The sequence below is a fragment of the Methanospirillum sp. genome (genome assembly GCF_035560735.1).
In the GTDB taxonomy this organism is placed as follows: domain Archaea; phylum Halobacteriota; class Methanomicrobia; order Methanomicrobiales; family Methanospirillaceae; genus Methanospirillum.
This window is the reverse complement of sequence record NZ_DATMYY010000043.1, coordinates 1-12,626: the sequence shown is the minus strand read 5'-3', so window position 1 is coordinate 12,626 and position 12,626 is coordinate 1. Positions and strand designations below refer to the sequence as shown.

Annotated in this window: 13 protein-coding genes; 4 read left to right on the top strand and 9 right to left on the bottom strand. The window is 46.0% G+C overall.

Annotation, left to right across the window (positions count from 1 at the left end):
• The 4 genes from VN429_RS01155 to VN429_RS01140 all read right to left on the bottom strand — a co-directional run.
• Positions 1–976, bottom strand: a 976-nt coding sequence (locus tag VN429_RS01155) for a nitrilase-related carbon-nitrogen hydrolase (RefSeq protein WP_325628896.1), incomplete at its 3' end; no start/stop codon positions are given.
• A gap of 30 nt (positions 977–1,006) precedes the next feature.
• The gene (locus VN429_RS01150; protein WP_325628894.1) at positions 1,007–2,119 is read right to left on the bottom strand and encodes a DMT family transporter; all 1,113 of its coding nucleotides are present in this window, start codon (positions 2,117–2,119) and stop codon (positions 1,007–1,009) included.
• A 15-nt stretch (positions 2,120–2,134) separates the two neighbouring features.
• Positions 2,135–4,315, bottom strand: coding sequence for a Tex family protein (locus VN429_RS01145; protein WP_325628892.1), 2,181 nt, complete (start codon positions 4,313–4,315; stop codon positions 2,135–2,137).
• Positions 4,316–4,398: 83 nt separating this feature from the next.
• The gene (locus VN429_RS01140) at positions 4,399–5,211 is read right to left on the bottom strand and encodes an ABC transporter substrate-binding protein (RefSeq protein ID WP_325628890.1); all 813 of its coding nucleotides are present in this window, start codon (positions 5,209–5,211) and stop codon (positions 4,399–4,401) included.
• A gap of 167 nt (positions 5,212–5,378) precedes the next feature.
• Here VN429_RS01140 and VN429_RS01135 point away from each other — a divergent pair, with 167 nt between their 5' ends.
• The 4 genes from VN429_RS01135 (at position 5,379) to VN429_RS01120 (ending at position 8,401) form a co-directional block, all read left to right on the top strand.
• Entirely contained in the window at positions 5,379–6,191 is an 813-nt protein-coding gene (locus VN429_RS01135; protein ID WP_325628887.1) for an ABC transporter substrate-binding protein, read from the top strand.
• Positions 6,192–6,307: 116 nt separating this feature from the next.
• The gene (locus VN429_RS01130) at positions 6,308–6,985 is read left to right on the top strand and encodes an amino acid ABC transporter permease (protein ID WP_325628884.1); all 678 of its coding nucleotides are present in this window, start codon (positions 6,308–6,310) and stop codon (positions 6,983–6,985) included.
• A gap of 1 nt (position 6,986) precedes the next feature.
• Positions 6,987–7,739 (top strand): amino acid ABC transporter ATP-binding protein, encoded by a 753-nt coding sequence (locus VN429_RS01125; RefSeq protein WP_325628882.1) that lies wholly within the window; start codon positions 6,987–6,989, stop codon positions 7,737–7,739.
• A 5-nt stretch (positions 7,740–7,744) separates the two neighbouring features.
• Entirely contained in the window at positions 7,745–8,401 is a 657-nt protein-coding gene (locus VN429_RS01120) for an amino acid ABC transporter permease (protein ID WP_325628879.1), read from the top strand.
• Between the two features lie 280 nt (positions 8,402–8,681).
• Here VN429_RS01120 and VN429_RS01115 read toward each other — a convergent pair whose 3' ends face one another.
• The 5 genes from VN429_RS01115 to VN429_RS01095 form a co-directional block, all read right to left on the bottom strand.
• The gene (locus VN429_RS01115; RefSeq protein ID WP_325628898.1) at positions 8,682–9,158 is read right to left on the bottom strand and encodes a tetratricopeptide repeat protein; all 477 of its coding nucleotides are present in this window, start codon (positions 9,156–9,158) and stop codon (positions 8,682–8,684) included.
• A gap of 13 nt (positions 9,159–9,171) precedes the next feature.
• A complete protein-coding gene (locus VN429_RS01110) occupies positions 9,172–11,283 on the bottom strand; it encodes a P-loop domain-containing protein (RefSeq protein ID WP_325628877.1) in 2,112 nt (703 codons plus the stop codon).
• Positions 11,211–11,786 (bottom strand): phosphorylase family protein, encoded by a 576-nt coding sequence (locus tag VN429_RS01105; protein WP_325628875.1) that lies wholly within the window; start codon positions 11,784–11,786, stop codon positions 11,211–11,213. The genes VN429_RS01110 and VN429_RS01105 overlap by 73 nt, the downstream gene beginning before the upstream one ends.
• Positions 11,787–11,909: 123 nt before the next feature.
• Positions 11,910–12,254 carry a HepT-like ribonuclease domain-containing protein gene (locus VN429_RS01100; protein ID WP_325628873.1) on the bottom strand — a complete coding sequence of 115 codons (345 nt, stop codon included), beginning with the start codon at positions 12,252–12,254 and terminating at the stop codon, positions 11,910–11,912.
• Positions 12,244–12,534 (bottom strand): nucleotidyltransferase family protein, encoded by a 291-nt coding sequence (locus VN429_RS01095; RefSeq protein WP_325628871.1) that lies wholly within the window; start codon positions 12,532–12,534, stop codon positions 12,244–12,246. The genes VN429_RS01100 and VN429_RS01095 overlap by 11 nt, the downstream gene beginning before the upstream one ends.
• Positions 12,535–12,626 lie beyond the last annotated feature (92 nt).

Sequence of the window (12,626 nt, the reverse complement as noted above, 5' to 3'; positions counted from 1 at the left end):
ACACCGCCTCATGATGTTCCCATTCTGCTGGCATGTGAAACCCGCGGTTCCGGGGAGTATCACCAAGTGCCGATGAAACACATTCAGGCCCATCTCTCCGGATAGGTGTGCAGAGTGAACGATAGGTTTCAGGACGCCGGTTCCTGATGAAACCCCAGGAATCAGAAATGAACTTATTCATCGAGAGATCGATGGTCGTAAGCAGGATCTCCTCCTCTGATCCTGCCCGTACCAGGATTGAACCAAAGGCATCTGCAACAAATGAACCACCAAAAAATCTGATCCTATCCTCTGTTCCCACCCTGTTTACTGCTGCCACATGCACACTGTTTGCGATAGCATGACTCCGCTGGATTGTCTCCCACGAGTTCTGCCATTCTCCTTCTACCGGAGAAGCATCCAGAATATCGCCGATAGCAGTCGGGTAAAAGATGATCTCTGCTCCTGCAAGAGCAACGGCACGGGCAGCTTCTGGGAACCACTGATCATAGCAGATGAGAACGGCAATTTTTCCAAACCTGGTATCAACTACCCTGAACTCATTACCCTCTGCAAAATATCCTTTCTCAAAGAAAGAGGGATCCTGGGGGACATGAACTTTGTAGTACGGAGGAGAGACAGTCCCGTCTATATCGATTATCACCGCTGCGTTGCGATGCTGGCCGGTCTTTGAATACTCATAGATCGGAACAATGATAACTACTTCATGCTGTTTTGCCAGATCTGAAAACACCCGGGTTGATTCACCGGGTATCGTCTCTTTAAATAACCCAGTGTCTCTGCCAATATACTGAGGAAAATATTGTGTGCGGTAGAGCTCAGGAAGACAGATAATCTGTGCCCCTGCAGAGATCGCTTCAGAGACCTTACAGACCATCTTCCTGATATTCTCATCGGGGTCAGGTGATGCTGAAGCCTGGATCAGACCAAGCATAACAGGGCGGCTCTCCATTTCTTGTCTATTAATACAACTCATGTGAGGTTATCTCTTTGTAGAAATCAGGAATCACTGATGATCATGGCGGTGATGGAGGTCGGGTTTGTGCTGATGATCATGAGATACTGCGTCGTGTGAGTGAAGATGCGTATGTTCGCCTGATCGTGAGATGGGAGGGGCCGCTTTTGTATGCTGATGATCATGATGAAGATCATCATGGCGGTGACGATGATTATGCACCAGGGGAGGGTGATAATGGAGATGTGAATGCTTCTCTGATACAAGCAGCCATGTTCCAAGAATCATGACAGGAAGGGCAACAAGGAAGAGCACCTGCGGGGTCTCTGCAAAAAGAAGAAATGAGAAGAAAACTCCAAAAAACGGGGAGAGTGCAAGAAATAATCCGGTGCGGGCAGTTCCGATGGAACGAAGCGCAAGTAGAAAGAAGACACTTGCAAGCCCTCCAAAACTGAAAAACCCTACAACCATACAGACTGGAATATCCCCAATCCGGGGAAGGGATTCACCGATGAAAAAGGCAATTGCCAGAGAGATGATTCCGGCCCCATAGCCTTTTACGAGTATTGCATAGAGCGGGTCACGTCCGGACACATGCCTGCTGATATTATTATCAATAGCCCAGAAAAGACAGGCAACAAGCACCCCAACCGAACCAACTGATACACCAAACTCGCCGGCAGGGTCCAGACTCAGTATCAGGCAGGAACCTGTTATGAGCCCCATGGCCACCCATATCCTTTTGCCAACTGCTTCATGAAACAGGAACGCAGCAATGAATCCTGTCGCAACAGGCTCAAAATTTAAGAGGAGAGATCCGGTTGCAGCGGGAGTGATTATCATGGAGTACATCAGGGTGACCGGGGCAAGCACTCCACCGAAGATCGCCATTCCGGCAAGATATGGAGCATCAGATCTGGTGAGTGGTGCTTCACCTGCAGATGAGCCACGCCTGATGATCTTTCTTCCCACGATCAGAAGCAGCATCCCGGTCCCGCTTCCAAGGTAAAAGAGGGCAGCCAGCATAACCGGTTCAGTACTGCCGATGAAGTATTTCGTCATCGGTGCACAACTGCCAAAAAGAATCGCAGAAAGTACTGCGTAAATTAAGGGTAAATGATCAGTTGAGAGAGAACTCACAGTATCTCCATGGGATGGCGTCATACCATCCCCCGTTTTTTATCCAGAACCTGCCTGTTTTATCGAGAGTGAGATGCGTCTTCTCTGGTTATCGATACTAATCACTTTCACCCTAACACGCTGGCGGATAGTTACCACATCAGCCGGGTCCTCAACATACTGGTCAGCAAGCTCGCTGATATGCACAAGGCCACTCTCTGATAACCCAATATTGACAAAGGCACCAAATTTTGTTACATTTGTTATGACACCGTCAAGCATCATTCCCTCTTTGAGATCATCAAAAGTGGTGACCTGATCTGCGTAAACAGGAGGCTCAAAGACACCCCTGGGATCACGACCCGGGCGGATGAGTTCCTCGCAGATGTCATGTAATGTGGGAAGCCCACAGGTTTCAGTGACAAACAATTCCAGGTTGATCTGCCTGACCAGTGATTCCTTGCCGATAAGATCCGCTGGTTTCGCACTGATACTCGCTGCCATATCAGACACCAGGGCATATCGCTCAGGATGAACCCCGGTGTTGTCAAGGGGATTTTTTCCGTCACGAATCCGGAGAAAACCTGCAGCCTGTTCATAGGTTTTTCCGCCTATCCCCTTTACAAGCCTGATCTCTTCGCGACTTGTAAACGGTCCGTTCTTTTCACGGTGCCTGACTATTTCTGTTGCAAGTCGCGGATTCAGTCCAGAAACATAAGATAGCAGTGAGGGAGAAGCAGAGTTGAGATCAACTCCAACCTCGTTGACCACCGATTTCACGACCTCTTCAAGACGTGCCTTGAGCATATCAGGATCAATATCATGCTGGTACTGACCGACACCAATAGAACGCGGCTCTATCTTTACCATCTCAGCAAGCGGGTCGAGAAGGCGTCTTCCGATAGAGACGGCACCACGCATCGTAACGTCCATATCAGGGAGTTCGGTTCTGCCGAGTTCAGATGCAGAGTAGACCGATGCACCCTGCTCATACACAGAGATCACGGAGATTTCATCAGGCAGGCCAAGATCCCTGATAAACTGCCAGGTCTCTCTGCCTGCTGTCCCATCACCCACTGCAATGGTCTGAACCTGGTGTCTGGAAACCAGATCACGAATTATCAGTGATGATCCTGACGGATCCGGTCTTGGATCATGAGGGAAAATCGTAGAGGTCTCAAGGGGAAACCCTTCTGCGTTCAGCACAACTACCTTGCACCCGGTACGAAAACCGGGATCTATTGCCAGTACTCGTTTTGAACCAAGAGGAGGAGAGCGGAGAAGAGCACGCAGGTTTGACGCAAAGACCCGGGCTGCCTCTTCATCGGCACGTTCCTTGAGCTCATTTCGAAGTTCACGCTCTAATGAAGGGGCCAGCAGACGGTGATACCCGTCAGTCAAAGCGTCCATGACGCATTCAGTAGCAGGGCCGGATCCTGACAGATACTTTTCTGTAATCAGATTAATTCCGGCTTTCGGATCAGGACCAACCTTTGCAGAGAGAAGGCCTTCCTCTTCGCCCCTGAAGATAGCCAGAACCCGGTGTGATGGAATTGAACCTGCAGATTCAGAAGTGCCCACATACTCTTTCCATTTTCCTGCATCACCACCGGTTCCCCGTGCTGCTGAAACATCCAGACGAGAAGACTTTTTGAAAACGTCACGGACCTGCTGACGCACCTGTGGATCTTCACTCACTTCTCCGGCAATAATATCCTCTGCACCAGAAATTGCAGCCTGTGCTGTCTGAACATCCAGATCAGGATTGATAAACCGTGTTGCCTCTGTGAGTGGATCGATTCGTGCATCCTGAGTGAGAAGAAGATCTGCAAGCGGCTGAAGTCCCTGTTCACGTGCCCGATCAGCCCTCGTTTTCCGTCTGGGTTTATAGGGAAGATAGAGATCTTCCAGTTCTGCAAGTGTTCCTGCCTGCAGAATATTCTGTTTAAGGTCCGGAGTGAGACGTCCCAGTTCGGATATTTTCGTGAGAATAACATCCCTGCGTTCTTCCAACCTCCTAATCCTTTCAAGATGCGTTGCCAGTGAAAAGATTACTCCGTCATCGAGAGATCCTGTTGCCTCTTTCCGGTATCGCGCAATGAAAGGAACAGTTGCCCCGCTGTCGAGCAGATCGATGCAGGCTGCTGCCTGCCTTACCGGTATTCCAAGAGCCGCTCCGACCAGTTCATGTATCCGCCAGGTGTGATGAACTGACTGAGATATTTCGCTTACTTCCCCCATCTTCCTGCCTTATAATTCTAAACAAATTGGTGTGCTATCCTGAAAACAGATCGCTAAAAAAAGAGTGAAAATGAACTGGAAGGTTATTCCATCTTATACTTCTGAACCAGGGCCTTCCAGTCAGGAGAAGCCATGAGGTGATCAAGACCCGTGTTCAGCTTTTTAAGCAGTTCAGTATCAGACTTGCGGACTGCGATACCAAACTGCTCATTTGTCTCGATTGAGCCAATCTTCTGAACAGGTTTTCCTTCGATGATATCATTTATCACAGTACTGTCATAAATTACCGCGTCCGTTCTTCCTGCTATTAGGTCTTCTACTGCAAGTGGAGTATTGTCATACTGTTTCAGGTTATCAGCAGACATGAGACTCTTATTCACAAGGTTGTCTTCAACCCAGATGGCTGCAGTACATCCCCGCTGGGTACCGATCGTTGCTTTTCCACTTTTTACCTGGTCCATCGTTATCGGTGATCCCACTTTGGTTACAACCGTCTGGTTTACTGTCCAGTATGGCTTACTGAAGTCTACTTTCTCTTTCCGCTCATCGGTGATTGTCATTCCGGCATAAACCATGTCAATCTTGTTTGCATTCAGTGCCGGAATGATCCCGTCCCATGCAATTCCCTGAAACTCAGGCTCAAATCCCTGGTCATGAGCAATCCATTTGAGTGACTCAACATCAAATCCGGTTGGCTCACCCTTCTCACTCATCATCGTAAACGGGGGATAAACCGGATCAATTCCAACACGGTAGACCAGTTTAGTGCCAGAAGAGGTATTGTCAGAGGATACTTTCTTCTCCTGAACACCAGACTGGTTTGAAGAGGTACACCCTGCCGTAAGAAGCAGCAGGATAAGTCCCAGACAGGCCAGAGAAATCAACACTCCTTTCATGATATCCAGAAGATAGGAAACCCAGATATGTAATTATTACCTGCGCAAAGAAAGTGGAGCGAGATTCATCTCAAAATTTCAGAACCTATTGCATATATATAGGGTCAGTTATATCAGGTGCATCATAGATCACAATTTCTATTACAGTGCCGATCAAACAATCTTCGATGGATAGAAGATTCATTTCAATCCTGGTTATTTTCATTGTAGTTGGTGCAGTCTGTTTTTGCGGATGTACTCAAAGTACCAATACCGCTGATAAATCTGTAAAAAGTTCAGATAATGCATCTGCAGACCAGAAGAAGACATATATCGTGGGCATTGATGGAGAATACCCGCCGTACAGTTTTATTGATAAAAACGGGACAGCCCAGGGATTTGATGTTGAGTCAATCCAGTGGATAGGAAACAAACTCGGGTTTAATGTAAAAATTCAGCCTATCGCATGGGATGGAATCATACCTGCCCTGAATGCAAAGAAGATCGATATGGTTTACTCTGGAATGACCATTACCGATGAGCGCAAGCAGCAGGTACACTTCAGCAACCCGTACTATAAAGTAAATCAGTCAATTGCTGTTCACAACGATAGTACACTCGCGCTTGATGACTTTAAGGCAGGGAAAGGAAGAATCGGAGCACAGCGTGGAACTACCGGGGCATTCTGGGTAGAAGAGAACCTCGTTAATAAGAGTGTCATCCAGGCTGATCAGCTTGTCACCTATGACAACTTCCCACTGGCTGCAACAGATCTCCAGAATAAACGCATTGACTTTGCAATCTATGACCGTCCACCAATGCTGGATGCCATCGCTGACAAGCCACTGCATCTTGTTGGTGAGATTGATACTGGTGAAGAGTATGGAGTTGCTATCCGAAAGGATGATACTGAACTGCTGAACACCATAAACAAAGGATTAGATCTGCTCCATGAGTCTCCGGATTGGGCAGCTCTAAAGAAGAAGTACAAGATGGAATAACTCATTTCATCTCTTTTGAACACAAACACTATTTTGAATCCTCTTATGTTCAGATGTGACATGCAGAATCCTGCGGATTTTTCACCTCTGATGAAATGGATTTCCGGGGGTGAATAGTGGATCCACTAACAATTCTCATTGACTGGTTCCCCTATCTGCTTTCAGGAATCTTCATCACGGTTGGTCTCGTGGCGGTCGCCCTGCTGATAGGAATCGTACTCGGGCTTCCTATGGCACTGGGACAGGTATATGGAAAACAACTCATCAGATCGGTTATATCAATATATGTCTGGTTTTTCCGTGGTCTTCCGGTTCTGGTTCTGTTGTTTCTCTTCTACTTTGGTATCTTTCCAGGGCTGGGCCTCGATCTTCCTGCTTTTGTAGTCGGTGCTGTTGTGCTTGGCCTTAGGGGAGCTGCGTATCAGTCACAGATCTTCAGGGGTGCAATACAGTCAATAGCCGAGGGACAGATGACTGCTGCACGATCTCTGGGGATGAGCAGAGCTCAGGCTATTAGATCAATTATTCTGCCCCAGGCAATGCGGATTGCCCTGCCCGGCTGGTCAAATGAATACCCGGAGATCCTGACAGAATCGTCAATATGTTATGCAATCGGTGTTGCAGAGCTCCTTACACGATCATCACAGATTGTCTCGCAGACGTATGTCACGATGCCCATCTATCTCGCCTGTGCTGTGATGTTTATCCTGCTCAGCTATGCCGGAACCCACCTTATTCAAAGACTGGAAATGCGGATCGCCATACCAGGTTTTGGTCCGGGGAGTTCATCATAATATGACAGAATCAGAGTTTATTCTCAAGGTCGAAGAGATACGCAAATCCTTCGGCAGCTCGGAAGTCCTTAAGGGTGTCTCCTTTAATGTCAAAAAAGGGGAGACGATCTGTTTTATCGGACCTTCGGGAACAGGAAAGAGTACCCTGCTCCGGTGTATTAATCAGCTGACCATTCCGGATAGCGGGAAAGTGCTCCTGAACGGAGAAGAGGTTACTCATTCGGGCTCACAGATTAACCATTTCAGACAAAAGATCGGGATGGTTTTCCAGAATTTCTTCCTCTTTGACCATCTCACAGCGGTTCGAAATGTTGAGATTGCATTGCTCAAAGTAAAAGGAATGAATGCAAAGGATGCGAGAGCCAAGGCAATGAAAGAACTTCAGCAGGTGGGTATGGCTGAATGGGCTGATCATTATCCTGCTGAACTTTCAGGTGGTCAGGCACAGCGGGTTTCTATCGCTCGTGCATTAGCCATGGATCCTGATGTCATGCTTTTTGATGAACCAACAAGTGCTCTAGATCCAGAACTGACCCGTGAGGTTCTTGAGGTCATGAAGAAACTTGCACTCGATGGAATGACCATGCTGGTTGTTACCCATGAGATGGGATTTGCCTGTTCTGTTGCAAACCAGATCCTGTTTATGGAGCATGGCATCATCAAAGAGCAGGGAAGTCCGAAGGTACTTCTGAATGATCCAAAATTTGAGCGGTGTAAGGCATTCATCGGGCAGTTCAGGGAGTATTCACAGTAGGGATCATGGAAACGATAACCTTCCTTGTTGACATTATTATTCCTGCCTTCTGGAACGGGTTACTTGTAACTCTCGCCCTCGTAGCAGTAACAGCACCAATCGGATTTGCTCTTGGTATCGTTATTGCATGTGGCCGGGTCTATGGAGGATCAGTAGTATCAAAGTTCTTCCAGGGGTATACCATCTTTTTCAAGGGCTGTCCGCTCCTCTTGTTATTATTTATTCTCTATTTCGGATTGCCACCATATGGAATTACTTTGAGTCCTTTTGTAGCATCAGTCATCGGGTTCATTCTCTGCAACAGTGCTTACAACTCTGAATACATCAGAGGGGCAATCTTTTCAGTAAAAGAAGGGCAACTTACCGCTGCAAAGGCACTTGGGATGACGCGAAACCAGGCAATACGGTTTGTTGTTCTTCCCCAGGCACTCAGGAGAGCAATCCCGGGGATATCAAATGAGTTTATCTACCTGATCAAGTATTCATCGCTGGCATACATGATCACCGTCATCGAACTGACCGGTGCCGGAAAACTCATTGCAACAAAATATTTTGCATACAATGAGACGTTTTTTGCCCTGGCGATCGTGTATCTGGCACTCGTGACCATAACGACATTTGGTGCTAATGCAATAGAAAGAAAGTTTTCAATTCCCGGGTAAATCCCTTTTTTTGAGATATTAAAGCAATCGTAAATTTTTTAGTTCTCACTATCATCGTTAATCTGTTTTTTTTGGGGGGACATAAGGAGAGAACTGATCATATCTTCAACCAGAAATGGCCCGGTAGATATAAAGATGAATTGATCACATATCCAGCAGAGTTATTGAAAGTCCAGTGTCTTTGGAATTATTCGTGAGAAAAGACGGGTTATTGATCAGATACTGGTAGATCCTGTGTAGAGAAAATCTGGATTTTTTTGCGCTTATTCGATATCTGCTATTAATTCATCAGCCCTTTGATTTGTTGAGCCAATGCATCATAACCATGTCTTATTGCAAGATCATATGCTTCGTGCAGCATGTCATATGCCTCATGAGTCTTTCCTTGCTGATTTAGGATCAATGACTGGTTAGCAAGAGATCGAGCAAGGGATTCAACATTCCCCAGTTCACGGCAGATACGTTCTACCTCCCTATAGAGTTGCATAGCTCCGTCAAGGTCTCCACGATCATAGAGGATATTTGCCTGGTTACCCAGCAAAATTTGTAACGAATCATCATTACCCAGACCTAGGCAGTTACGTTCTACCTCCCTATAGAGTTGCATAGCTCCGTCAAGGTCTCCACGATCATAGAGGATATTTGCCTGGTTACCTAACGTAGATACAAGGTCATCAGCATTACCTAGTTCACGGCATAGCCGTTCCACCTCCTTAAAGAGTTTCATAGCACCGTCAAGGTCACCGCGAGCCTTCAGAATTATCGCCTGGTTACCAAGCGATCTTGTTATACCACCAACATTGCCAAGTTTGCGACAGATATGTTCTATTTTCCATATGATGTTTCATGGCACCATCATGGTCACCACGAGCCTGAAGGATCAAAGCCTGGTTACCAAGCGATGCACCAATCCAGTCATTGTCATCTTCAATTTTTGCTGCCTTTTCAAGAAGAACAAACCAGTCGTATGCTACACTCAGCCTGCCCATTCTCCAAAGGAGAGTACCAACGTTCATCAAAAAGGCCTTTGAGAAATTTACAGTTTCATGAGAGGTGACATCATATACTGATTCCATCCTCAATGATGTCTCCTCTTCAAGTTTCACCCACAGTCTCTGAAGTGCCTGGAAATCAGATTCATATGATCTGACGAAGAACTCCTGACTCACCATGAGTTCAGACAACTTTTTCTCATCCCTGCTTGCAAGCAGATGAAATGGAAGATTTCTCAGGAAGTATTCATGTATCTCACCACTCATGATCTGATCAAATCCATATTCGGAGAGTGATACATGCCCTTTTTCAAGGCTTACAAAATACCTGCCCGCCTTGGTTTTATCAGAGATCCATTCCACAATCGTTGAGTGAAACGGGCTGATGGTGTTGGCATCAATTGGAAAAAGGGATGTTACCAGCATTTCAAGATCGCTCAGTTCCTCCTCATCAAGCCCAGTCACTCCGGCCAGAATTTCCATGGGCAGAGGCTCCCTGGCAGCACAGATAATCCTTATTGCAGGAATTATCTGCCGTTTATACTCCTTGAGATCGTGAAACTGCTTCTCAAAGTACTCGAGGTACATGGCACTGAGGCCAGTCGGGAATGATGGTTCATCAAGGGAAAAGATCTTATCTCGCACCGCTTTGCAGAAAAAAGAGGCATAGATGAAGAATCCCTCACTTTTAGCACTAATGTCCTCAAGTTTCTTTTCAGGAATAACCTCTCCGGTAATATTTCCAAGTTCTTTCCTGAGATATTCCCTGATATCATCTCTGTTTTGTATGCTATCCGGATCAATGAACTGTGATTCTACAGCATCCAGTTGTAACTCGGTTTGAACTGCCTGATTGTCCCTGCTTGAAAAGATAAACCGAAATGGCATACTCTCAGTCCGGTGATAGAGAGCAAGAAGTGTCTGAACCATCTCATATGGGATGTTTTCCATCCCGTTTTTCAGAAAGATCTCATCAAGCCCATCGAACAGAATGACAATCTGATCCTCAAGGTTACCAAGCTGATAAAAAGGGATGATAATCAGCTCATTGAGGAGAGCAGGACCATCCAGATCCTTTTTTGAGTCTAGGTCTATCTTCTCAAGCAGATCCTTATAGGCAGGGATCCGGGTGCTGAGCTCGTATGCCAGGGTCCTGACAAAACGCTGGGGGTTGATCGTTTCGGTATTATCATACTGAAACAGGTAAAACGCTGACAAGTCACAGATATTGTTGTACCAGATGGCAAGGGTGGTCTTTCCGATCCCGGGACGACCCAAAATCCAGTATACCCTTCTGCCATTTGGATCGTTGACCCATTCATCTATCCTTTCAATCAGCCATTCTCTCCCGGTGAACTTTCCATGATTTTCTGCAATGGTTAGATCAAAAGAGATCGGATTCAGGATACTTTTCAAATCTTTTTTTTTACCGGACCCAGGTTGATGTGATAACGAAAAAACGCAATCTGATCTATAATCTGGTGAATTCTTCTGCTGAACAAGTGGTGAAGTAGGGAGTCCCTTCTGTATCAGGTTTACCGTGAAAGCAGCTGCACTATCAGCCGCATATTTTTTCCAGAGATCTCGCTCGTCATGATGGGCATCAATCAACCGGTCATCCTCTGATATCAGATCAGAGATACCCCGGATCATGAGAAATGAAATGCTCTTTCCGGACTCGTTCATTTGAGATACAGCGTCTGCAGCTCCGGCCCCTTCCATCTCGACTGCGAGAATTTCTCGTGCCGTATCTGTTTTGATAACCGATTGAAAGAATGGATTATTCGGGTTGTCAACAACCTGGTTCCCTGAAGCGATCAATCCGTGAAGAACTTTTGATGGAAACGGTTCTCGTCCGGGCGCTGCTTTGATTGAATCATCTGCTGCCATCCATCTTGAGCAAGCAGTGATAACCGGAGAAGAGGATTATTTGCAGAATACCGATATTGGTTCCTGGGCTCATACTCGGCACCGATCTTTCCATAGTCATAGAACCAGATCGAGTTTGCGATGACGACATCACCAAGTTTCAGATCCTTTCGTTGCATTCCCCCGGCAATCCCGACAAGAAAAATATAGGTCGGGTTCCACAGACGGATAGTTTCAGTCGTGATGTTTGCTGCCTGAATGACTCCGGGATTTCCTGTCAGTCCGAGAACAACGCGATATGAAGTATGTTCGTGTGGGATCTCTCCTTTCACCCATGCGAAATTGTTTGGGCTTTTAGGATTTCCCGGATATTTAATCGGGTTATTCAATAAGGATTTTACTGCATTGTACTCTTCAGGGAGAATGGTCAATATAGCAATGTCGATCGTGTCGTCATCTGACATAGAGAGCTCGTATCCGGTTGTATGATCAGATTGGGTATGAAGTGTTCGGTTTGAACCCAATTAACCCGGATGCCGGATTATGTGCTTTATCGGTTCAGGCGAAATGTTTGAGTTCACAAGAGATTTGACTTCAGATTGAAATACCAGATAAACCCACTACAGAAGGGAAATTTTGGATATTACTCATTTTATTTTTGCTTGCTGGAGCGCTTCATCTAATGCTTGAATTAATAATGGGATGTCATGGGTGGCAGTATAATATGTCTCATGCAGATCCACACCAAAATATTGATGGATGAGCAAATTCCTCATGCCAATTATCTGTCGCCATTCAATTGCCTGATTCTCTTCCTTGTATTGTACAGAAACATGAGAAGCTGCCTCTCCTATGATTTCTATCTGGCGAATAACTGCATCCTGTTTCTCGTGTAGTGCTACAAAATCAGGAAGAGAGCAACCAGAAATATATTCGCGAACCCTCAAACAGGCATTTAGCATATGCTCAAGAAGAATTGAATCATCCTTCATTATGATAGATCTCTACAGTTTCCTGGGTGATCTTTTCCCTGAGTAAAGGATGAATCGACCGTTCTGTGAGAAGATCCACCGAAATCCCAAGTTTCTCTATTAACTCTTCTCTGATGCCACCGAGAGCAAAAAGACCTATCTCTTTAGGAAAAGAGACTATGAGATCCAGATCACTACCCTGGTGCTCGTGACCTGCGGCATAACTTCCAAAGACAGATATTTTTTTTACGCCATATGGCACGAGCGTGTTGATGATTTTCACCCGGAGATCCTGATTCATCCTTTTTTCCTGCAATCACAGAATTTCACTCCTGATTGAATAAATATATTCAGGTTCTTAGAGAGTGAGATGGTTTTTTAAAAACTCAAGGT

Coding starts and splice junctions, on each gene's coding strand:
- VN429_RS01150 (WP_325628894.1), bottom strand. CDS start 2,119: ATGACGCCATCCCATGGAGATACTGTGAGTTCTCTCTCAACTGATCAT.
- VN429_RS01145 (WP_325628892.1), bottom strand. CDS start 4,315: ATGGGGGAAGTAAGCGAAATATCTCAGTCAGTTCATCACACCTGGCGG.
- VN429_RS01140 (WP_325628890.1), bottom strand. CDS start 5,211: ATGAAAGGAGTGTTGATTTCTCTGGCCTGTCTGGGACTTATCCTGCTG.
- VN429_RS01135 (WP_325628887.1), top strand. CDS start 5,379: ATGGATAGAAGATTCATTTCAATCCTGGTTATTTTCATTGTAGTTGGT.
- VN429_RS01125 (WP_325628882.1), top strand. CDS start 6,987: ATGACAGAATCAGAGTTTATTCTCAAGGTCGAAGAGATACGCAAATCC.
- VN429_RS01120 (WP_325628879.1), top strand. CDS start 7,745: ATGGAAACGATAACCTTCCTTGTTGACATTATTATTCCTGCCTTCTGG.
- VN429_RS01110 (WP_325628877.1), bottom strand. CDS start 11,283: ATGGCAGCAGATGATTCAATCAAAGCAGCGCCCGGACGAGAACCGTTT.
- VN429_RS01100 (WP_325628873.1), bottom strand. CDS start 12,254: ATGAAGGATGATTCAATTCTTCTTGAGCATATGCTAAATGCCTGTTTG.
- VN429_RS01095 (WP_325628871.1), bottom strand. CDS start 12,534: ATGAATCAGGATCTCCGGGTGAAAATCATCAACACGCTCGTGCCATAT.